Raw genomic sequence first — 21,065 nt, forward strand, 5'->3', positions numbered from 1 at the left:
AAAGTTCGCCAGCAAATCGCCAATTACATGATGATGAAGCAAGGGGTTCACAGGCGCGGAGTTGGGTTTCCCACTCGTGCAGCGTATCGAAGAGAGAGTTCCAGGTTTCTCCCTTCAGCTGCACCATCGGGCAGTTTTTGCCGTGAAGTTCCACCAAGACATGGACGTATAGGGTCGATCATTCCGTGACCGACGGTCGCGGACGCTTCGCTTGCTCAAGCCTTGAGGAAATCGTCGATCAGATCATCGGCAACCGCTGCCTGGCGCTCGATTTGCGCTACATGGATGCGCTGGCCGAGGCGCTGGTGCGCCTTGGCGGGCGGGACTGGACGGCGACGATGACAATCTCGCTGTTCTGCTCGCCCGAACGGCTGGATGATCCGGGCCGCACCATCTGGGCCGAGTTCTGTGGCCGGATATCTTCGGAAACAAAAACGATCACCGCATCAGGCACTGCAATGCAAGACCTGCCAAGCCCGTTAGTCGAGCGTCGCGTCGAAGGTGATCACCACGCGGTCGCCGCCGCTGGCCGCCTCGGTCGCAATCTTGGCGTTCATAATATTCTGGCCGGAAAACTCAATCGCCGTTTCCTCGAGATCGGCCTGTTGCGGACGGATGTTATAGCCGTCGCTCTCAAGTGCGTCGGACCAGTCCGCGAAGAGGTCGTTCACATTGGCAGCGGTGCTGAAGGAAAACATCCGAATGCTCGACCCGATTGCCCGGTCCATCTGCACCTCGGCGTCATCGGGCAGCGTCAGCACCTCGGGCACCCAGGATTGCGGCATCTCGTCGGCATAGACGATTACCGTCGCGAAGAGCGACAGCACAAGGCCGAGAACCATATCCCTGACATGCCCGCCTAACCGACGAAACGACAGGCCGTCCATGACGGGGTGGGGCGGGGCCGCGGCGCAGACTGCGCCGATCTGGCTGGATGCAGTGATCATGGGATCAAACCTAACGTGCGTGCCGGGATGTTCAACGCGGTTTTGTGGGGTATCACCGCGTGCGTGCGGATATCCGCGAGCCTCCATTTCATAGGCAATGATCCGCATCGGCATATTTCTGCGCCCCCGATTTGCGTTGAGAGACATGGCACCTAGGTTGGCTGTCGCAAGCAACCATGACGGAGAAGATTGAAATGCCCAATGCCAAGATGTTCACCACGGCCCTCACGGCGCTGACCATCGCCGTTGCACCTGTCGCCACGCTGCCTGCCATGGCACAACAAAGCACCGCACAGGCCGAGATTTCGGACACAGAGCTCGATGCCTTTGTCGTCGCCTTCGAGGATGTCATCGCCATCGAACAGGAGTACGGCACCCGGCTGCAAGATGTCACGGATGAGGCGGAGAAACAGGCGCTCATCAATGAAGCGCAGGCCGAGATCACGCAGGCCGTCGAAGAGGCCCCCGATATCGAAGTCGACCGCTATGTCGAAATTCTGGAGATCGCCCAGGCCGATCCCGATCTTCAGGCCAAGTTGACCTCCAGGCTCCAAAACTAGCCTCGTCAAGGCTGGTGGCATGGCGCAGCCGCAGGACCTTCCCCCTGCGGCTGCGTTTATTCGGGTTCGATCAGGTCTTTGCCCTCGTCCTCGATACCGAACCGCGCGACCGGATGGTGCCTGACGCGGTAAGCAGCGCCGACGTCGGTCCGGTCACTCCCGGTCAGCCAGTCGTCGCGCTCTGCACTATCCAGGATCACCGGCATGCGGTCATGGACCGGCGTGACGGTGTCATTCGCTGCACGCGTAAGGATCGCGCAGGTGCGCAGATCGTTCCAGATCGACAGGAGCCCTGCAAACCAAAGCGTCTCCTCGTTGCCGGCGCTGGCGAAGAAATGCGGTTGCTTGGGGCTCTTGGCTCCGGTCCATTCATAATAGCCACCCGCCGGGATCAGGCAGCGGCCATAACGCCACGCGCCGCGAAAACTGGGCTTGGTCGCGGCCTCCTCGATCCGCGCGTTGATCGTGCTCGCGCGCCAGTCCTTTAAATCGCCCTTGTGCCAACTTGGGATCAGGCCCCATCGGGCGCAGGTCAGCTCCTGTCCCAGCAGAACATAGACCTCCTGCGTCGGCTTGATGTTGAACCGTCGCGGGAAGGGCGTGATCCTGAGATCGGCGAACTCGAATTCGGTGCCGCGCAGGTTGGGGTCAATGAAACGTCCACACATGGGTGGAAGGTGGCAACATCCCTGCTGATTCGACAAGTACGCACCACCCACCGGCTCAGATGCGCGACAGCCGCCAGGTGGGAAACAGACCGGCCTGCCGGAAATAGGCGCAGGTGTCCTCGCCGGAAAACAGCCCGTCCCGCTCGACCAGCACCGTCCGCCAGTCGAGGGCCGCAGCCCCCAGGATATCGGTGTGCAGCGTGTCGCCGCACATCACGATCCGCTCAGGCGCTATGCCGGGCAGCGACGCCTCGATCATGTCATAGACGGCGCGAAACGGCTTGCCGAAGAAACGGATGTCGGGAATGCCGCGATCGGCGAGGAGATGCCCGAAATAGCCCGGCTCCAGCGAAAAGCCGTGTTCGCGCGGGGCGACCAGATCCGCATTGGCGATGACCAGCGGTCTGGGCCGGGCGAGCAACGATGCCTCCAGTAGCGCCTGCCGCTCCAGCGACCAGACTTCGGTCGACAGGAACAGAAATCCCTCGACCTGATCATAGCTTGCGGGATCGTCGACGAGGCGGCGCGTCGGGGCGGGAATGTCCGACAGATCGTCCTGTGGTGCGGCGATGCAGCCCCACAGGCGCTGCTCCAGATGGGACAGCGTCGCGTCGCGACTGGTGATGATCTCGTGGTCGCGCACTCCCATTTCCAGCTTGCAAAACTTGGCGACGGCCCCGGCATGGGTGTAGCTGGCGGCATTGGACAGGATGCGGATCTGGTGGCCGTTTGCACGCAGCTCTCGCAGGCGCTGCGCAGCACCGGGAATGCCCGCCTCGCCGATATTCAGAACCCCGTAGGCGTCGAAGACAAAGGCATCGGCCTGCGCGGCGATGTCATGCAGCGAGGCGATCTGCGCCGTCGCATCCGGGGTGCTGGCCGGGGGCAGGCGATGGCGCACGGCCTCGTATCGGTCGAATATGGTTGCGACAGTATCCATCAGCCCGGCGAATCCCTACCCATGTCGAATTGCGGTTGCCGCAGGCCCGGATACTGCATCCGGGCTGGGGAGAACTTACAGTGCGGACAAAAAAATAAAAGTAAAAACAACAATACGACATTTCACGTCAGCGTCATAATTGTCGGTTAACACTGATTCAACGGTCGGAATATCCAATAAAAGCGGTAGATTCCTGGGTTGCCGGGTCTCTGCCGCAAGGATAAAGCACGACAAAACCACGTAAAAAAATGTTGCTTTGTTGCAATTCATGCTCAACACTCGGGCAAAATGATGGAACCGGACATGGCGTCGAAGAAAACCAGACGGCACGATCTCATTCAGCAAGTCGTGCAGGAGCAGGGCGGGGTGAGCGTCGGCGCGCTGGCCGAAATGTTCGGCGTCTCGATGCAGACCATCCGGCGCGATCTCGACATCCTGTGCGATGGCGAGAACCTGCACCGCTCGCATGGGCGGATCGAGCTTGCCGAGGGGCACCGCAACACGCCCTTCGATCAGCGGGCGGGCACCAACCTGGTGGGTAAGCGCGCGATTGCCAGTACGGCGGCGGGGCTCATTCCCGATGGTGCGACGCTCTTCATTTCGATCGGTTCGACGGCGCTCAGCGTGGCGCGGGCGCTGCATCGGCGCAAGGAATTGACCGTCGTCACCAACAACCTCAGCGTGGCGATGGCGCTGAGCGAGGAGATCTCCAACCGGATCATCCTGCCGGGCGGAGAGATCCGCCTGCCGGATCGCGATTTCGTCGGCGAGGAGGTGGTCGAGTTCTTCGGGCGCTACCGCGCGGAATACGCGATCTTCGGAACTGCCGGGATCGGGGGGGAGGGCGAGTTGCTGGAATTCCACCAAGCCGAGGTGCGCGCCACCTACCGGATGTGGCGCAATGCGCAAACCTCCATTCTGGTCATCGACCGAAGCAAGTTCGGGCGTCTCGCCCCCGCCGTGGGCGGCATGATCACGCAGATTGACCACGTGATCTGCGACCGTCCGCCCGCCGCGCCGTTTTCCCACCTGGTCGAGCAACTCGGTGAGCGGATCACCTTTGCAGAGGAGGCAGACTGATGTCGGAGGCGTTCGTCGAGGTGCAGACTGTCGCCAAGCGCTGGAACGGGCAGCTTGGCGTCGAGCAGGTCTCGCTGTCGATTCCGCGCGGGGCGTTCGTGGCGCTGCTCGGGCCGTCGGGATGCGGCAAGTCGACCACGCTGCGCCTGTTGTCGGGGCTGGAACTGCCCGACGAGGGGCGGATCATGATCGACGGGCGGGACGTGACCACCGCCGCGCCATCCGAACGCAACCTGTCGATGGTGTTCCAGTCCTACGCGCTCTTTCCGCATCTGAGCGTGGCCGAGAACGTGGTCTTTGGCCTGAAAGTGCGCAAGGTCAAGGCCGCCGAGCGGCGCGAGAAACTGCACCGCGCGCTCGAGATCACCGGGCTTTTGGGCTATGAGGCGCGCAAGCCGGGCGAGTTGTCGGGCGGGCAGCGGCAGCGCGTGGCGCTGGCGCGCGCCATCGTGGCGAACCAGCCGCTGTGCCTGATGGACGAGCCGCTTTCCAATCTCGACGCCAAGCTGCGCGCCTCGGTGCGCAAGGATATCAAGAAGTTGCAGGTCGATCTGGGGATCACGGTGATCTACGTGACCCATGACCAGACCGAGGCCATGAGCATGGCCGACATGGTGGTTCTGATGAAGGACGGGCGCATTCAGCAGACCGGCGCGCCAGAAGATCTATATTACCGCTCTGCCAATACATTCGTAGCCGAATTCGTGGGCGCGCCGCCGATGGCGTTGCTCGAAGGTGCGGCGATCCCCGGCTATGAGAGTGCCAGCACCATCGGCCTGCGCGCCGAAAGCCTGCACCTGGCCGAGCCCGGCAAGGGGCGGCTGACATGCCGGGTGTCGGAATGTGAGTTCCTCGGCTCAGAGACCTTTGTGGGGCTGACGCACCCGGCAGCGACCGGGCTGACCATCTCGATGCCGGGATTGCGCAATATCCCGGCAGGCGAGGAGCTTGAGATAGATTTTGCCGATGACGATCTGCATTTCTTCGACGCCGGGGGAAACAGGATGCGGCATCCGAATGGCGCGACAGTCTGACGTCGCGTTGGAAAGACCATGTTTCATTCAAGGGAGAGAACTATGAACACGATTAGAAAGATAAGTCTGGCAAGCGCCGTGGCGGCACTGACCGCCGCACCGGTGGCCGCGGAAACCGAACTGACGATGTATTACCCGATTGCAGTGGGCGGTGCGCTGACCGAGGTGGTCGATGGCATCGTCGCCAGGTTCGAGGAGGCCAACCCCGAAATCAAGGTCAACGCGATCTATTCGGGCAATTACGACGACACCCGCGTGCGCGCGCTGTCGGCTATCGCGTCGGGCGAGCCTGCGCAATTGGCGGTGATGTTCTCGATCGACGCCTATGACCTGATCGAGCAGCAGCGCATCGTCGCCTTCGAGGATATCGAGGGCGTGGACGAGGCCTGGCTCGACAGCTTTTATCCCGCGCTGATGGCCAATAGCCGGATTGAGGGCAAGACCTGGGGCATCCCGTTCCAGCGCTCGACCATCGTGGCCTATTACAACAAGGACATGTTCCGCGACGCGGGCCTCGACCCCGAAGCGCCCCCCGCCACCTGGGACGAGATGGTGAGCATGGGCAAGGCGCTGACCGGGGGCGACACCTACGGGTTGATGATCCCCTCGACCGGCTATCCCTACTGGATGTTCCAGGCGCTGGCGATCCAGAACGGCAAGGAGCTGATGTCCGACGACGGGCTCGAGACCTATTTCGACGACCCGGCGGTTGTCGAGACGCTGGACTTCTGGAAGTCGCTCTCGACCGAGCACGGCATTATGCCCGAGGGCACGGTCGAATGGGGCACGCTGCGCCAGGCGTTCCTGGAGGGGCAGACCGCGATGATGTGGCATTCCACCGGCAACCTCACGGCGGTCAAGAACAGCGCCGGGTTTGATTTCGGCGTGGCCGAACTGCCCGCGAACGAGCGGCCCGGCTCGCCCACCGGCGGCGGCAATTTCTATGTCTTCGAGGACACCACCGACGAGGAACGCGCCGCCGCGCTCAAGCTGATCGAGTTCATGACAGCCCCCGAGCAGGCCGCCGAATGGTCGATCTCCACCGGCTATATGGGCGTGTCACCCGCCGCCTATGAAACCGGGGCGTTGCAGGCCTACACGAAAGAGTTTCCGCCCGCGCTGGTGGCGCGCAACCAGCTTGAAAACGCCGTCGCCGAGTTCTCGACCTTCGAGACGGCGCGCGTGCGTGACGGGCTCAACAACGCCATTCAGGCGGCGCTGACCGGCAGCCAATCGCCCGCCGATGCGCTGGCCGAGGCACAGGCCGCCGCCGAGCGGCTGTTGAAGGACTACCGGTAATCCTCCACCGCTAGCCCGCTTTACCGGTGCCGGGCAATCGCCCGGCACCGGTTTATGACAGGAAAAGGCCAAAGATGGCGACCCATGTGAATATCGAGCGCCGCAGACAGGCAATTTACGGCTGGCTCCTGCTGTCGCCGGCGGCAATTCTGCTGACGGCCTTTGCCTTTTACCCCTCGATGGCGACGCTCTGGACCAGCCTGTTCAGCCGGGGCACGCGGCGCAAAGCCAGCGAATTCGTGGGCACCGGGAACTATGCCGACCTTTTCGCCGACCCGACCTTCTGGAAGGTGGCCACCAACAACCTGATCTACGCCGGCGCGACGATCCCGATTTCCATCGCCATCGCGCTGGGCATGGCGCTATGGGCGAATTCCAGGATCCCGGCGCGCGGCTTCGTGCGCACCGCCTATTTCACGCCCACCGTGCTGCCGATGATCGCCGCCGCGAACCTGTGGCTCTTCTTCTACACGCCGGGGCTGGGGGTGCTGGACCAGATCGGCGCGCTGTTTGGCTTGCCGTCGGTCAACTGGCTGGGCCAGCCCGAAACCGCGCTCTGGGCGGTGATCATCGTGACGATCTGGAAAGAGGCCGGGTTCTTCATGATTTTCTACCTCGCCGCCCTCCAGACCATTCCAGAAGACCTCAAGGAAGCCGCCGATATCGAGGGGGCGAGCCGCTTTACCTATACCCGCCGGATCGTGCTGCCGCTCCTGATGCCGACCACGCTCTTCATCATGGTCAACGCGCTGATCAACTCGGTCAAGCTGATCGACCACCTCTTCATTCTTACCAAGGGCGGGCCGAACGACGCCTCGAAACTGATCCTCTATTACGTCTGGGAGATGGCCTTTGCGTTCTTCGACGCACCGCAGGCGGCGGCGATGACGATCCTGATCCTACTGGTGCTGGGCATCGTGGCAGGCGTCAAGTTCACCATCCTCGACAAGCGGACCCATTACCAATGAGCGGCGTCACGCGACATATCGAGACGTCCGGCGCGCTGCTGCTGGCGGTGATCTGGATCTCGCCGCTGGTCTTCGCCTTCTGGGCGGCGTTTCACACGACCTCGGACGCGGTGAATTTCAACATCGTGGCCCCCTGGACGCTGGAGAATGTCCGCACCGCCTGGGCCGGTGCGCCGTGGCTCAAGTATTTTCTCAACACCTTCCTTCTGGTCACCGTCATCCTTATCGGCCAATTCATCGTCACGACGCTAGCGGGTTTTGCCTTTGCGCAGGTGCGCTTTCCTGGGCGGGATGTAGTGTTCATCCTCGTGCTGATGCAGCTTTTCATCCTGCCCGAGGTGCTGATTGTCGAGAATTACGTGATGGTCTCGCGGCTGGGCCTCTTTGACACGATCCTCGGGGTGGGCATGCCCTACATGGCCTCGGCCTTTGGCATTTTCTTGATGCGGCAGGCATTCAAGGGTGTGCCGATCGAGCTGCACGAGGCCGCGCGCGTCGAGGGCTGCGGCTGGTTCGGCATCCTGTGGCGGGTCTATGTGCCCCTCGCGCGGCCCACATATCTGGCTTATGGGCTGGTCTCGGTCTCGACCCACTGGAACAACTTCCTCTGGCCGCTGATCGTCACCAACTCTCCCGACACGCGGCCGCTTACTGTGGGGCTGTCGATCTTTGCCGCGCCTGAGAACGGCGTCGATATCAGCGTGATCTCGGCGGCGACGATCATGTCTGTGGCACCCCTGCTGATCGCCTTTCTGGTCTTTCAACGGCAATTCGTGCAGGCCTTCCTGCGCACTGGGATCAAGTGACCGTGGCGTGGCTGCTGCATATCTCTGACCTTCACGCGGTCGCACCGGGGCAGCTGGTCTCCGGGCGGCTCGATACCGGCCATCTGCTGCACGAGGTCATTACCACGCTGCGCGCGCGGATGCAGGCCATCGGCCCCATCGACGCGGTGCTTGTGACCGGCGATATCAGCGATGACGGCAGCGCCGAAAGCTACGCCATCGCCCGGCAGGAGCTGGAGCGGCTGGGCGTCCGGCTGCTCGTGATCCCGGGCAACCATGACCGCCGCGAGCCGTTTCGCGCGGCGTTCTCCGACCTGCCAGAGATTGCGCCGCGCGGATTGATCGACTGGGTGGCGGATATCGGCGACACACGTGTCGTCGGGCTTGACACATTGGTCGAGGGGCAGGGCGGGGGCGCGCTGCGCGATGAGAGCCTTTCACATTTGCGCGAGGCGCTGGCCGGGTCAGGCGACAGGCAGGTCATCGTGGCGCTGCACCATCCGCCATTGCGGACGGGTATTCGCTTCATGGATGCAATCGGCCTTGCAAATCCCGACGCGCTGCGGGACGGTCTGGATCGGCACGGCGTGCCGGTTCGGATCTTGGCAGGGCATGTGCATGGTGTATATCATGGCCTGCTCGGGCGGCATCCGGTCGTGACGGCACCTGCCTGTTGCAGCGCATTCGCGTTCGACCGGCGTGCGGATGCAGCGGCAGGCTTCATGACCGGGCCCACCGGATGCGCCCTGATCGACACGGCCCCTGGCGGGGTCTGGACCGAACTGCCCTTCGCGCATGGCGAGGGTCCGTTCACCTTCTGAAAACTCGCCGCTACGCGTCGGCACCTGCGAAACCCTTGGGAGCCTTATGGAAAGTACACCCGTTCTCTTTGTCGTCAACATGGCCGCTGCGGCGGCGCTGCTGATCTGGGCGGTCCGGCTGGTGCGCACCGGGTTTGAACGGGCGCTCGGCGCCAAGCTGCGGCTCTGGCTGCGCCGCTCGACCTCGAACCGCCTCGCGGCGGCGGGGTCGGGCGCAGCGACGGCGATATTGATGCAAAGCTCGACTGCCGTGGCGGTGCTGATGGCGGGGTTCGTGTCCACTGGCGCGATCGGCAGCGTGGCGGGGCTCGCGATCATGCTGGGCGCGGATCTCGGTTCGGCCATCGTCGCCCTCGTGCTGAATTCGAAACTGGCCATCGTAACCCCGCTTCTGCTTCTGGCGGGGGTGATGATCTTCCTGCGCAGCTCGGCCCGGCGCGTGCGGCAGGCGGGCCGGATCCTGATCGGGCTGTCGCTGATCTTCCTGTCGCTTGATCTCATCCGCCAGGCCAGCCAGCCGCTGACCAACCTCGCAGGCGCCGAGGCGGCGATGCGCTATCTCGCGGGGGATGCGATTTTTGCCTTCGTGCTGGCGGCGCTTTTTGCCTGGCTGGTGCATTCCAGCGTCGCCGCCGTGCTGCTCTTCGCCACTTTGGCCGCGCAGGGGCTTTTGCCGCTCGAGGCGACGGTGTCGATGGTGCTCGGGGCCAATCTCGGCGGCTCGGTGATCGCCGTGATCCTGACACTCAAGGCCGAAACCGCCGTGCGCCGCGTGGTCTGGTGCAATCTGCTGTTGCGCGGCGGCGGTGCGGCGGTGGTGCTGTCGCTGCTGGTCAACTACGGCCTGCCGACCCCGGGGCTTGACCTGGGTGCCGGACAACAGGCGCTCTATCTGCATCTTGCGTTCAATCTCGTGCTGCTTGTGATCGGCCTGCCGCTGGTCGGCCCGCTGATGCGCATCGCCGGGATGCTGGTGCCGGATGCCCCGCAGAGGCAGACCGACGGAGCCTCGCGCAGCGCGCTCGACCCGACTGTCCAGGATCAGCCCAGACGCGCCTTTGCGTGCGCGCAGCGCGAGCTTATTGAGATGGGCCACCGGATCGAGATCATGCTGCGAGAGGCGATCGGCCTGTTTGATCACTACGACGAGGAAACGGCGGGAAAGCAACGCGCCGAGTTGCGGAACTTGACGCAGATGTCGCTCGATATCAGGACCTACCTGTCGCGCGTGCACAGCAATGATCCGCAGGAGGACACCGGCAATCGCGCCTTCGAGCTGTCGGGCATCGCCGTCAATCTCGAGGCCGGAGCAGACGTGATCGCCCGCAAGATGGTGGACCTCGCACAGGTCAAGGACAGCGAGAACCTGCAATTCTCAAGCGATGGCTGGCGCGAATTGTCGGATTTCCACGACGTGGTGCTGCGCAATGTGCAGCACGGAATCTCGGTGCTGATGTCCGAGGATATCGGCCTCGCGCGCGAGCTGGTCGAGCAGAAGGAACGGGTCCGCGACCTGGAGCAGAGTCTGCAACGCACGCATCTCAAACGGCTGCGCAAAGGCAAGGCCGAGACATTCGCCACGAGCGCCATTCATCTCGACCTGCTCCGCGCGCTCAAGATGCTGAACACGTCCTTCGCGATGATCGCCTACCCCGTGCTGGAGGATCGCGGCGAATTGCTCGAAAGCCGCCTCGCGACATCCTGAGATGATCGCGTCGCACGGCGCGGTGCCTTGGCGTCAAGTATCGTGAAAACTGGTCGGGCTGAGAGGATTCGAACCTCCGACCCCCTGCTCCCGAAGCAGGTGCGCTACCAGGCTGCGCTACAGCCCGACCGTGCCCGTGCGATTATACCGCGTGACACGGCTTTGCAAGGGGGAACGCGACATCTTTGCAAGGTTGCCGGGCCGATAGGTCAGGGGCGGCTCTGACTGACCCGCGCGGCTCCATGTCACCTTGCCTTGTACCGTCCCGTTTGCATCCTGTCCGAGAACACAGGGGCCAGTGATGACGCAGGTGTTGACCGCCAAGGGCGGGGTCGGGTTGTTCCTGCCGGGCGTGGAAATCATGACCGCCGTTTCGCTGATCACCATCGGCGTGGTTGGCTTTAATACTGGCACCACGGTGATCGGGCTGCCGGCCGTGCCGGGACGGATGACCAGACCGTGCTGGTGCTCTTTCATACCGTCTTCAACCTGTTCGGCGTGGCGATCTTTCTGCCGCTCTCCGCGCGCACCGACGCGCTGCGCTGGCTTGGCCGGGTGGCCGATCACGCGGCGCGGCTCAGTGGTTACGCCGAGAAAGCGAAACGCATCGACTGAGCGGCAGGCGCCGCCCGCGCGGCGTTTTCGCTTTACACTCCGCCGGGCTCTGGCAATGAAAGGGCCATGAGATACGCCTTGCCCCTTGCCCGGCCCGGTCAGGTCATCGGCCTTCTGGGCGGGTCGTTCGATCCGCCCCATGCCGGCCACCTGCATATCAGCCGCGAGGCGCTACGCCGCTTTGCGCTGGACCGGCTGTGGTGGCTCGTGAGCCCCGGCAACCCGCTCAAGCCGCATGGGCCCGCACCCTTGGCCGAGCGCATGGCGGCGGCACGCGCGATGGTGAACCATCCGCGCATGGCGGTCACTGATGTCGAAGCGCAGGCCGGAACACGTTATACCGCGCAGACGCTGATTGCCCTGCGCCACGCCGTGCCGGGGGTGCGCTTCGTGTGGCTGATGGGGGCCGATAACCTGGCGCAGTTTCATCGCTGGCAGGATTGGCAGAGCATCATCGAGAGCGTGCCGGTGGGCGTGCTGGCCCGCCCCGGTCAGCGGATTTCGGCGCGCGTGTCGCCTGCTGCGCGGATCTATCGCCACGCCTGCCTGCCCGCCCGTGCAAGCCGCCTTCTGGGGCGGGCGACGGCCCCGGCCTGGTGTTTCGTCAACGTGCCGATGATGGATATCTCCTCGACCGCGCTGCGCGCCCGGCGCGGCAAACATGCAGGGCGGGAAACGTGATACAGCGTGCGCCGAATCGTGATTGCACCGCGCGGCCTGCTGCGTTTAACTCGGCGCCATGAAACACGCAGTCTCCAGACGTCTGTTCCTTGGCGCGGCGCTCTCGGGCGTGGCGGGGGCGGCCCTTGGCGGGGCGCCCGCCATCTCGCTGCGCCCGGTGGCGCGGCCCGGCGGCGGCGCGGCGCGGCTGGCCCCGAGCGCGGAGGCGCTGATCGCCGATGCGCAACTGTCGGGCCAGGTGGGCTATGCCGTGGCGGATGCCGCGAGCGGGCTGGTGCTGGAAGAGGGCGACAGCGCCACCGGCCTGCCGCCCGCCAGCGTCACCAAGGCGGTGACGGCGCTTTATGCGCTGGACGTGCTGGGCGCGGACTATCGGTTCGAAACCCGGCTCTTCGCCACCGGCGTGCTGGAGGGGGGCGCGCTCAAGGGCGATCTGATCCTTGCGGGGGGTGGCGATCCGACACTCGACACAGACGCGCTCGCCTCGCTTGCCGCCGGGCTGAAAAAGGCCGGTGTTCGCGAAATACGCGGTCAGTTTCGCGTCTGGGGCGGGGCGGTGCCCTTCAAGCGCACAATCGACGACGGCCAGCCAGAGCATGTCGGCTACAACCCCGCGATCTCGGGTCTGAACCTCAATTACAACCGGGTGCATTTCGAGTGGAAGCGCGCGGGCGGAAAATATACCGTCTCGATGGATGCGCGCAGCGCACGCTACCGCCCCGACGTGACCGTGGCGCGCATGCAGATCGCCGATCGCAGCATGCCGGTCTATACCTATCGCGATGCGGACGGACGCGACGACTGGACGGTAGCGCGCGGTGCGTTGGGCAATGGCGGTGCGCGCTGGCTACCGGTGCGCAAACCCGAGCTTTATGCGGCGGAGGTCTTTACAACCCTCGCGCGCTCGCACGGCATCGACCTTGGCAAGCCCGCGATGCAGGACGGCGCGCCGCAGGGCGGGGTGATCGTCACCCATCACAGCGCGCCGCTGCGTGATATCCTGCGCGAGATGCTGAAATATTCCACCAACCTCACCGCCGAGATGGTGGGGCTGACGGCCACGGCGCAGCTCAAGGGACGCGCCGTGCCGCTGGAGCGCTCGGCGCAGGCGATGAATGACTGGGCGGCGCAACGCCTAGGGATGACCGGGGCCGCGCTGCGCGATCATTCGGGGCTGAACGACCGCTCGCGGCTGTCGGCGGCGGCGATGGCCAGCGGGCTGGCGCGCGCGCATCACGCGGGGCTCTTGCGGCCGCTCCTGCGGGAGCACCGGATGCGTGACGCCGAGGGGCGTCCGACCCACAGTCACCCGGTCAAGGTCGTGGCCAAGACCGGCACGCTCTATTTCGTCAGCAGCCTCGCGGGCTATATGCGCACGCCGCAGGGGGCCGACCTGGCCTTTGCCATCTTCACCGCGAGCGACAGCCTGCGCAGCCGGATCGACCCCAAGCGCGACGAGCGCCCGCCCGGCGCGCGCGGCTGGAACCGGCGCTCCAAGCGGTTGCAACAGGCCCTGATCGAACGCTGGAGCGCGGTTTACGGCGGGTGACGCCGGGGTTTGCGACCTGACAAAGTTGGCCTGAAGCTGTCGTTGACCTCTAGAACCAATGCGCGGCTCATCTCGTTGATACGAAAGGCCGGCTCCAGGCCCATCAATTCACCGCCCACCGCGCGCCTTACCCTCCCTTCCCAAACACCGGCACCCGCCCGGCCATGTTGGCGGCGATCTGCTCCATCTGGTCGGGCTGGCCGATAAGCGCCGCCTGTTCGCGGCTCTCCTCCATCAGCACGGCGTCCTGTGCCGCGCCGCTCTCGGCCACGGCAATCAGCCGCTTGGCGGCGCGAATGGCGGACGGACTGCGCCCCGCGATCTCTTGCGCCAGATCATGCGCGGCACCCAGCGGGTCTTCGGACACCTCGGTCACAAGTCCCCACGCCTCGGCCTGCGCGGCGGGAATTGGCCTGGCGGTATAGGTCAGTCGCCGGATCACGTCGGACCGGGTGAGCCGCGGCAAGAGCGCCATGCCACCCATATCGGGGATGAGGCCCCATTTCATTTCCATGATCGCCAGTTGCGCCTCCGGTGCCGCAATCCGGATATCGGCCCCGAGCGCAAGCTGGAACCCCGCACCATAGACCGCACCCTGCAGCGCCTCGATCACCGGAACGGGCAGGCGGCGCCAGACCATCGCCACCTCCTGAAAGAGGTTGGTATCGCCATGGCTGCGCGGCATGATCAGCGCCTCGGGGTCGCCCCGGGCCAGTGTCGCAAAGCTCATCACATCGAGACCCGCACAAAACGAATGCCCCTCACCCGACAGGACAACGGCGCGGATATCAGCCTCAGCCAGCGCATGACCGGCGGCGACGATTGCCTCGGCCATCTCGGGATCGACGGCGTTGCGCTTGTCTGGGCGGGTCAGGGTGACATGGGCGATGTGATCGGTGATCTCGGTGCTGACACGGGGCATGGGTGGTCCTCCTTGGCCCCATGAAACACGCGCGATGCGGCGCAGGCCAGCGGAACGTCGCGGCAGACCCTTGCAGCGCCGCGCTGCATCCCGTTAACTGCCCCCATGACTGGACCCCGTTATACCCCCCTTGTCGACAGCCTGCCCGCCAACGTGCCCTTCGTCGGCCCCGAGGAACAGGAGCGCGCGCGCGGTGCGCCCTTCGCCGCGCGGCTGGGCGCGAACGAGAGCCTTTTTGGCCCCTCGCCCAAGGCGCTGGCCGCGATTCGCGCCGAGGCGGAGGAGGTCTGGAAATACGGCGATCCGACCAGCCATTCCTTGCGCGCGGCCCTCGCGGATCACATGGGTGTGGCGCTGGAGCATGTGCTGGTGGGCGAAGGGATCGACGGTCTGCTGGGCAATCTCGTGCGCCTGCTTGTCGCGCCCGGCGATGCGGTCGTCACCTCGGACGGGGCCTATCCCACCTTCAACTACCATGTCGCGGGCTTTGGCGGGGCGCTGCACAGGGTGCCTTACCGCGACGATCACGAGGATCTGGCGGCGCTGATCGCTCGCGCGCGCGAGGTCGATGCCAAGCTCATCTACTACGCCAATCCCGACAACCCGATGGGCACATGGGCGCATGGACGGGACGTGCTCGCCGCGCTCGACGACCTGCCGCCGGGCTGCCTGCTCTGTCTTGACGAGGCCTATGTCGAATTCGCCCCCGAGGGCACGGCGGCAGAGATCGCCGCAGACGATCCCCGCGTGATCCGCATGCGCACCTTTTCCAAGGCGCACGGCATGGCGGGCGCGCGCATCGGCTACGCGGTGGCGGCGGCCCCCCTGATCAAGAGCTTCGACAAGATCCGCAACCATTTCGGCATGAACCGGATGGCGCAGGCGGGGGCGCTTGCGGCGCTGCACGATACCGACTGGCTGGCGCATGTGCAGGCCGAGGTGGCCCGGTCGCGCGACGAAATTGCGCGCATCGCCCGCGACAACGGGCTGGCACCTATCCCCTCGGCCACCAATTTCGTCGCCGTTGATTGCGGGCGCGACGGCGATTTCGCGCGCGCCGTTCTGGCGGCGCTGGTGGCGCGGGGTGTGTTTGTGCGGATGCCTTTTGTCATCCCGCAGGATCGCTGCATCCGCATCAGCTGCGGACGCGCCGACGATCTGTCGGTGCTGGCCGAGGCGCTACCCGAGGCCCTGCGCGAGGCGCGCGGATAACGGCGCATCGTGGCTTGGGCGTGAAAATTTCACCTGACAGGGGCGATTCTTGCGATACACTTCGCCCATGCGACGCGGAAACCTGAAAGCGGCCCCGAATTACACCAATGCCGCCCTCGTGATGGGGGCGGTCAATCTGCTATGGGTCTTCATGGTGATCTGGGCGACGCTCGGGTTTTTGGCGGTGCTGGTGACCGGCTTTGTCCTCGACAAGCTGATACAGTGGTGTGCGCGCCGACGCGCAGGGGATACCGCGGGCGGCTGACAGCGCGCCGCCCGTGGCCGGGATATCCCGGTCTCAGAGGCTCGCGTCGAGCGCCGCGAGGATGGCATCGCCCATTTCGCTGGTCGAGACCGGCGTGACACCTTCCTCGCCCAGCAGATCGGCGGTGCGCAGACCGTCGGCGAGCACCTGTTCCACCGCCTTTTCCACGCGGGCCGCATCCTCGCCCATATCGAACGAATAACGCAGCGCCATGGCAAAGCTGAGGATGCAGGCGATCGGGTTGGCCTTGCCCTGGCCCGCGATATCGGGCGCGCTGCCGTGCACCGGCTCATATAGTGCCTTGGGCCGGCCATTGGCCATCGGCGCCCCGAGGCTGGCCGAGGGCAGCATGCCCAAGCTGCCGGTCAGCATCGCTGCGGCGTCCGACAGCATGTCGCCAAAGAGGTTGTCTGTCACAATCACGTCGAACTGCTTGGGCCAGCGGCAGAGCTGCATCGCCCCCGCATCGGCATACATGTGGCTGAGCTCGACATCGGAATACTCCGCCTGATGCACCTCGGTCACCACCTCGCGCCAGAGCACGCCCGATTCCATCACATTGGCCTTTTCCATCGAGCAGACGCGGTTCGACCGCTTGCGTGCTAGCTCGAAGGCCGAGCGGGCGACGCGGGCAATCTCGCTCTCGGTATAGCGCTGCGTGTTGATGCCGACACGCTCGTTGCCCTCGCGGATGATGCCGCGCGGCTCGCCGAAATAGATGCCCGAGGTCAGCTCGCGCACGATCATGATATCGAGCCCGGCGACCACGTCGCGCTTGAGCGAGGAAAAATCCGCCAGCGCGTCAAAGCATTGCGCGGGCCGCAGGTTGGCGAAGAGATCCATCTCCTTGCGCAGGCGCAACAACCCGCGCTCGGGCTTCACGCTGAAGTCGAGATTGTCGTATTTGGGCCCGCCCACGGCCCCGAGCAGCACGGCATCGACCTCCTGCGCGCGGGCCATCGTGTCATCGTGCAGCGGCGCGCCATGCGCGTCATAGGCGGCCCCCCCGACCAGATCCTCGCTCACGTCAAAGGCGACGCCGCGTTTGTCGCCGAACCAGCCGATGATTTTGGTCACCTCGGCCATGACTTCGGGGCCGATCCCGTCACCGGGAAGGATGAGAAGCGAGGGGTTGCTCATGGGGCTTGTGTCCTTGGTTGTGGCATCATGTCGTTCCCGATGGCGTATAGCCAAGCCATGCCGGGGTCAAGAAAGCCGGACCGCCAAATCGTCCGGTTCATTGCTCTTGAGCCGCGCGCCGGTCTGGCGCAGTCTGATGGTCATGCAAACCACGTTCACCATCACCACGCAGGGGCAGGGGCTTTACGAGATCACCGACCGGGTGGCGGATTGGGTCGCGGGCGACGGCCTCCTGACGCTGTTCATCCGCCACACATCGGCCAGCCTGCTCATTCAGGAAAACGCCGATCCCGAGGTGCAGACCGACCTGCACGCGTTTTTCACCCGCCTCGTGCCGCCGACCACCGATCCGTCGATGGCCTATCTGACCCATACCTATGAAGGCCCCGACGACATGCCCGGCCATATCAAGGCGGCACTCCTGCCGGTAAGTCTCAGCATCCCGGTCGAGGATGGCGGCCTAAGGCTCGGCACTTGGCAGGGCATATACCTCTTCGAGCACCGATCTGCTCCGCATGTCCGCGAGGTGGCGGCGCATCTCGGCTAGGCTTGCCCGTGTCCCAGCTCATTGTGTCGGCATCAGGAAAATTTCCTGCACCGAGGCGCGCTCGGGCGCGCTCAGCGCGTGCATCACCGCATGTGCCACATCCTCGGGCTTCAACTTGTCGGGCTTGGGGCTGTCAAAGAACGGCGTGTCGACCATGCCCGGCGCGACTACCGTGCAGCGCCCGCCCCACTCGCGCATCTCCTCGGCCATGTTCCCGGCAAGGCCGTGCACGAACCATTTCGAGGCGCCGTAGATCGAGCCCTTGATATGCCGCTTGCCCGCCGCCGAGCCGGTCAGGATCAGATGTCCCTTGCTCTCCCGCAGCGCGCGGTAGCTGGCCTTCATGGTCCACAAGAGTCCCATCACGTTGATTTCCATCATGCTGCGCCATTCCTCGGGGTCGCCCTCGGCCACGCCGGGGGTGTCGAGCCCGCGCCCGGCATTGGCAAAAACGGCATTGATCTGTCCGAACCGCCCTTGCGCCTCGCGCACCGCGTGCTCCAGATCGGCCATCTGTGTCACGTCACCGGGCAGGGCGAGGGCGCGCGCCTCTCCCAGTTCCGCGACCAGCGCCTCCAGCTCGTCGCGGCGGCGCGCGAACAGCGCCACGTTCCAGCCTGCATCGGCGGCGGCGCGTGCGGTCTCGGCCCCGATCCCGCTCGACGCCCCGGTGATAAACAGCGTCTTGGCCGTCATGTGATCTCCTTTCCATTCGGGTTCCCCCTCATCTAGGGCCTCTACCGGCCTGTTTCAAAGCCACTTCAGCCGCCTATCTAGCGGTGCGATTTCCCCCCTACCCAAAACCTTGCGGCTGTCCTATAGTGACTGTGGATAACTGGGCCTCAGACCCATGATCCAAGAGGCAGAGACAAAGAAGGGGGACGGCCCATGCGCTGCCCGTTTTGCGGAAACATCGACACACAGGTCAAGGATTCACGCCCGGCAGAGGATCACGTCTCGATCCGGCGCAGGCGGTTCTGCCCGGCCTGCGCCGGGCGGTTCACCACCTACGAGCGGGTCCAGCTGCGTGACCTCGTGGTCGTGAAATCGAACGGACGGCGCGAGGATTTCGACCGCGACAAGCTGGAACGCTCGATCCGCATCGCGCTTCAGAAACGCCCGATCGAGCCCGAGCGCGTGGAGCAGATGATCTCCGGCATCGTGCGTCGATTGGAGAGCATGGGCGAAACCGACATTCCCTCCAAGACAGTGGGCGAGATCGTGATGGAAAGCCTCGCCCGCATCGACACCGTGGCCTATGTGCGCTTTGCCAGTGTCTACAAGAACTTCCAGGAAGCCGATGATTTCGACCGCTTCGTAAGCGAGTTGCGCCCCGACGAGGCGGCGGCAACCCCAGACCCCGACGCGTGACGGGACGGGACGACCGTTTCATGCGCCTGGCTCTGTCGCTCGGGCGGCGGGGCATGGGGCAATGTGCGCCCAATCCGGCGGTCGGCTGCGTCATCGTGCAGGGCGACCGCATCGTTGGCCGCGGCTGGACCGCACCGGGCGGGCGGCCGCATGCCGAAACGCAGGCGCTTGAACAGGCAGGCGCGGCGGCACAAGGGGCCACCGCCTATGTCACGCTGGAGCCCTGCGCGCATCACGGCAAAACCCCGCCCTGCGCCGAGGCGCTGATCGCGGCCGGCGTGGCGCGCGTCGTGGCCTCGTTCGACGACAATGACACGCGGGTGGCGGGGCGCGGTTTCGCCATGCTGCGTGCCGCCGGAATAGACGTCACGACCGGCGTCATGGCCGAAGAGGCCGCGCGCGATCTTTCAGGCTCGCTGATGCGCAACGCGACCGGGCGCCCCCTCGTGACGCTGAAACTCGCCTCCAGCCTCGACGGGCGCATCGCCACCGCCACCGGTCACAGCCAGTGGATCACCGGGACGCAGGCGCGCCGCATGGTCCACGCGATGCGCGCGCGCCATGACGCGGTGATGGTGGGTGCAGGCACCGCGCGCGCCGATGATCCCACGCTCACCGTGCGCGACATGGGCGCGCGCAGGCAACCGGTGCGCGTGGTGGTCTCACGCAGGCTCGACCTGCCGCTGATGTCCAATCTCGCGCGCACGGCGGGCGACGTGCCGCTCTGGCTTTGCCACGGCACCGAGGTCGACCAGGCCATCGCCGAGGCGTGGCGCGGCGTGGGCGCGCGGCTCTTGCCCTGCGACGTTGTGGCAGGCCAGGTCGATCCCGGCGCGGTCCTGCGGGCACTCGGGCAGGCGGGACTCACCCGGGTGTTCTGCGAAGGCGGCGGCGCGCTCGCCGCCTCGCTTCTGGGGGCAGGGCTGGTCGATGAATTCGTCGGTTTCACTGCCGGGCTCGCCATCGGAGCCGAGGGGCTGCCGGGCATTGGCGCGCTGGGCCTCGCGCGGCTCGAAGAGGCGGGCCGCTTCACCTTGGTCGAAACGCGCCAGGTGGGCGGCGACGTGATGCATCGCTGGCGTCGCATCTGAGTATTTTTGCCATAAAGAAACTCATGTCTTCTTTATGGTCCAAATACTCTCGCCGAAGGCGTTACGACACTTGCCCCCTCACGCCGGTTGGCGCGGTCGCGCCCGTGCCGCCATGACGTCACGCCCCAATGTGAGCGTATAGGCCTCCAGTTCCGACAGCGCGGCCTGTGCCACGTCGGCCTCGTGACGCTCCAGCGCGTCGGCGATGCGGGTGTGAAAGCCGACGATCGCCTCGCGCGACCGCGCAGTGAAGGTGATCATGTTCATCAGCGGCTGCATCGCCTCGACCGCACCGGCAAGCTGGTAGGACAGCACTGGATTGTCCGCGCTGTCCACCAAGGCCCGGTGAAACGTGACATCCGAGGCGCAGAAGCTCTCATCCGTCAGCCCCGGCTGCCCCTGCCGGTGAATCTCCGCCCGCATCGTGGCCAATGTGTCGGGCGTGCGGCGCGCGGCGGCCAGCGGCGTGCAGGCACGCTCCAGCGCATAGCGCGCCTCGCAGGCCACATCAAAGCTGACCCTGTTCATGCTCAGCAGCAGCGTCGAGGTGGTGATGTGCTGACCATACGCCTCGGGGTAATTCAGCCGGTTGACAAAGGCCCCGCCGAACGCGCCCCGCGCCGTGCGAATGAGCGATTGCGCCGCCAGCCGCTTCAATGCCTCGCGCACCGTCGGGCGCGACACCGCGAAGTGATCGGCCAGTTCCGCCTCGGACGGCAGGCGCTCGTCGACGATCAGCCGCCCGGCCATGATCTCCTCGCGGATGGCCTCGGCGATCTGGGCCGAAAGGTCGGCCTTGTTGTCAGGATCAATTTTCATTTGTCTTACATTTAAATGTCTGACAATTTAAACGCAAGAGATGAGT

At 65.0% G+C, this 21,065-nt stretch carries 24 protein-coding genes and 1 tRNA gene; 16 read left to right on the forward strand and 9 right to left on the reverse strand.

The genetic code is table 11. The annotated features are described in order from the left end of the window. Positions 1-479 precede the first annotated feature (479 nt). Entirely contained in the window at positions 480-947 is a 468-nt protein-coding gene (locus BHD06_RS23615) for a hypothetical protein (protein ID WP_176214276.1), read from the reverse strand. A 176-nt stretch (positions 948-1,123) separates the two neighbouring features. Between BHD06_RS23615 and BHD06_RS04160 the strand changes: the two genes are divergently transcribed. Beyond that, the gene (locus BHD06_RS04160; RefSeq protein ID WP_080455732.1) at positions 1,124-1,507 is read left to right on the forward strand and encodes a DUF4168 domain-containing protein; all 384 of its coding nucleotides are present in this window, start codon (positions 1,124-1,126) and stop codon (positions 1,505-1,507) included. A 56-nt stretch (positions 1,508-1,563) separates the two neighbouring features. Here the strand turns inward: BHD06_RS04160 and BHD06_RS04165 are convergent, their stop codons facing one another. After that, positions 1,564-2,175: an SOS response-associated peptidase gene (locus BHD06_RS04165; protein ID WP_080455733.1), complete on the reverse strand. Its 612-nt coding sequence runs from the start codon at positions 2,173-2,175 to the stop codon at positions 1,564-1,566. 55 nt (positions 2,176-2,230) lie between these two features. Then, positions 2,231-3,115, reverse strand: a complete 885-nt coding sequence (locus tag BHD06_RS04170; RefSeq protein ID WP_080455734.1) for an HAD-IIA family hydrolase — start codon at positions 3,113-3,115, stop codon at positions 2,231-2,233. 303 nt (positions 3,116-3,418) lie between these two features. On the opposite strand from BHD06_RS04170, the gene BHD06_RS04175 reads away from it, so the two are divergent. From BHD06_RS04175 to BHD06_RS04205, 7 genes are all read left to right on the forward strand, one after another. Next, on the forward strand, positions 3,419-4,195 hold the full coding sequence (locus BHD06_RS04175) for a DeoR/GlpR family DNA-binding transcription regulator (protein ID WP_080455953.1): 777 nt from the start codon (positions 3,419-3,421) through the stop codon (positions 4,193-4,195). Further along, on the forward strand, positions 4,192-5,229 hold the full coding sequence (locus BHD06_RS04180) for an ABC transporter ATP-binding protein (RefSeq protein ID WP_217805646.1): 1,038 nt from the start codon (positions 4,192-4,194) through the stop codon (positions 5,227-5,229). Before BHD06_RS04175 ends, BHD06_RS04180 begins: the two co-directional genes overlap by 4 nt. A gap of 42 nt (positions 5,230-5,271) precedes the next feature. Continuing rightward, positions 5,272-6,528 (forward strand): ABC transporter substrate-binding protein, encoded by a 1,257-nt coding sequence (locus BHD06_RS04185; RefSeq protein WP_080455736.1) that lies wholly within the window; start codon positions 5,272-5,274, stop codon positions 6,526-6,528. Positions 6,529-6,602: 74 nt separating this feature from the next. After that, positions 6,603-7,496 (forward strand): carbohydrate ABC transporter permease, encoded by an 894-nt coding sequence (locus tag BHD06_RS04190; RefSeq protein WP_080455737.1) that lies wholly within the window; start codon positions 6,603-6,605, stop codon positions 7,494-7,496. Continuing rightward, on the forward strand, positions 7,493-8,302 hold the full coding sequence (locus BHD06_RS04195) for a carbohydrate ABC transporter permease (RefSeq protein ID WP_080455738.1): 810 nt from the start codon (positions 7,493-7,495) through the stop codon (positions 8,300-8,302). Before BHD06_RS04190 ends, BHD06_RS04195 begins: the two co-directional genes overlap by 4 nt. A 2-nt stretch (positions 8,303-8,304) precedes the next feature. After that, positions 8,305-9,102, forward strand: a complete 798-nt coding sequence (locus BHD06_RS04200) for a phosphodiesterase (RefSeq protein WP_080455739.1) — start codon at positions 8,305-8,307, stop codon at positions 9,100-9,102. Positions 9,103-9,148: 46 nt separating this feature from the next. Next, positions 9,149-10,807 carry a Na/Pi cotransporter family protein gene (locus tag BHD06_RS04205; protein ID WP_080455740.1) on the forward strand — a complete coding sequence of 553 codons (1,659 nt, stop codon included), beginning with the start codon at positions 9,149-9,151 and terminating at the stop codon, positions 10,805-10,807. Positions 10,808-10,857: 50 nt separating this feature from the next. Here the strand turns inward: BHD06_RS04205 and BHD06_RS04210 are convergent. Both BHD06_RS04210 and BHD06_RS04215 read right to left on the reverse strand, forming a co-directional pair. After that, a tRNA-Pro gene (locus BHD06_RS04210) sits at positions 10,858-10,934 on the reverse strand. Further along, positions 10,925-11,284: a hypothetical protein gene (locus BHD06_RS04215; RefSeq protein ID WP_080455741.1), complete on the reverse strand. Its 360-nt coding sequence runs from the start codon at positions 11,282-11,284 to the stop codon at positions 10,925-10,927. Before BHD06_RS04215 ends, BHD06_RS04210 begins: the two co-directional genes overlap by 10 nt. Here BHD06_RS04215 and BHD06_RS23620 point away from each other — a divergent pair. The 3 genes from BHD06_RS23620 to dacB all read left to right on the forward strand — a co-directional run bounded on the left by BHD06_RS23620 (position 11,267) and on the right by dacB (position 13,652). Beyond that, positions 11,267-11,422, forward strand: coding sequence for a hypothetical protein (locus tag BHD06_RS23620; RefSeq protein ID WP_176214277.1), 156 nt, complete (start codon positions 11,267-11,269; stop codon positions 11,420-11,422). The genes BHD06_RS04215 and BHD06_RS23620 overlap by 18 nt on opposite strands. 66 nt (positions 11,423-11,488) lie before the next feature. Next, positions 11,489-12,103, forward strand: coding sequence for a nicotinate-nucleotide adenylyltransferase (locus tag BHD06_RS04220; RefSeq protein ID WP_080455742.1), 615 nt, complete (start codon positions 11,489-11,491; stop codon positions 12,101-12,103). Between the two features lie 58 nt (positions 12,104-12,161). Then, positions 12,162-13,652, forward strand: a complete 1,491-nt coding sequence (gene dacB / locus BHD06_RS04225) for a D-alanyl-D-alanine carboxypeptidase/D-alanyl-D-alanine-endopeptidase (protein WP_080455743.1) — start codon at positions 12,162-12,164, stop codon at positions 13,650-13,652. Between the two features lie 127 nt (positions 13,653-13,779). On the opposite strand, the gene BHD06_RS04230 is transcribed toward dacB, so the two are convergent. After that, the gene (locus BHD06_RS04230; protein WP_080455744.1) at positions 13,780-14,574 is read right to left on the reverse strand and encodes a crotonase/enoyl-CoA hydratase family protein; all 795 of its coding nucleotides are present in this window, start codon (positions 14,572-14,574) and stop codon (positions 13,780-13,782) included. Positions 14,575-14,679: 105 nt separating this feature from the next. Here BHD06_RS04230 and BHD06_RS04235 point away from each other — a divergent pair, with 105 nt between their 5' ends. Together BHD06_RS04235 and BHD06_RS04240 are read left to right on the forward strand one after the other, a co-directional pair. Continuing rightward, complete coding sequence (locus tag BHD06_RS04235; RefSeq protein ID WP_080455745.1) at positions 14,680-15,786, forward strand: pyridoxal phosphate-dependent aminotransferase; 1,107 nt, start codon at positions 14,680-14,682, stop codon at positions 15,784-15,786. A 67-nt stretch (positions 15,787-15,853) separates the two neighbouring features. Further along, positions 15,854-16,051 carry a hypothetical protein gene (locus BHD06_RS04240; protein ID WP_080455746.1) on the forward strand — a complete coding sequence of 66 codons (198 nt, stop codon included), beginning with the start codon at positions 15,854-15,856 and terminating at the stop codon, positions 16,049-16,051. Between the two features lie 33 nt (positions 16,052-16,084). Here BHD06_RS04240 and leuB read toward each other — a convergent pair whose 3' ends face one another. Then, positions 16,085-17,191, reverse strand: coding sequence for a 3-isopropylmalate dehydrogenase (leuB, locus tag BHD06_RS04245; protein ID WP_080455747.1), 1,107 nt, complete (start codon positions 17,189-17,191; stop codon positions 16,085-16,087). Positions 17,192-17,333: 142 nt separating this feature from the next. Between leuB and BHD06_RS04250 the strand changes: the two genes are divergently transcribed. Further along, positions 17,334-17,738 (forward strand): secondary thiamine-phosphate synthase enzyme YjbQ, encoded by a 405-nt coding sequence (locus tag BHD06_RS04250; protein ID WP_080455954.1) that lies wholly within the window; start codon positions 17,334-17,336, stop codon positions 17,736-17,738. A gap of 18 nt (positions 17,739-17,756) precedes the next feature. On the opposite strand, the gene BHD06_RS04255 is transcribed toward BHD06_RS04250, so the two are convergent. Next, positions 17,757-18,434, reverse strand: coding sequence for an SDR family oxidoreductase (locus BHD06_RS04255; protein WP_080455748.1), 678 nt, complete (start codon positions 18,432-18,434; stop codon positions 17,757-17,759). 192 nt (positions 18,435-18,626) lie between these two features. On the opposite strand from BHD06_RS04255, the gene nrdR reads away from it, so the two are divergent. Beyond that, entirely contained in the window at positions 18,627-19,109 is a 483-nt protein-coding gene (gene nrdR, locus BHD06_RS04260) for a transcriptional regulator NrdR (protein WP_080455749.1), read from the forward strand. 20 nt (positions 19,110-19,129) lie between these two features. Continuing rightward, complete coding sequence (gene ribD / locus BHD06_RS04265) at positions 19,130-20,200, forward strand: bifunctional diaminohydroxyphosphoribosylaminopyrimidine deaminase/5-amino-6-(5-phosphoribosylamino)uracil reductase RibD (RefSeq protein WP_080455750.1); 1,071 nt, start codon at positions 19,130-19,132, stop codon at positions 20,198-20,200. Between the two features lie 78 nt (positions 20,201-20,278). Here ribD and BHD06_RS04270 read toward each other — a convergent pair whose 3' ends face one another. Then, positions 20,279-21,019 (reverse strand): FadR/GntR family transcriptional regulator, encoded by a 741-nt coding sequence (locus BHD06_RS04270; protein WP_080455751.1) that lies wholly within the window; start codon positions 21,017-21,019, stop codon positions 20,279-20,281. Between the last annotated feature and the right edge of the window lie 46 nt (positions 21,020-21,065).

It is taken from the genome of Roseovarius sp. A-2 (assembly GCF_002072155.1).
In the GTDB taxonomy this organism is placed as follows: Bacteria; Pseudomonadota; Alphaproteobacteria; order Rhodobacterales; family Rhodobacteraceae; genus Roseovarius.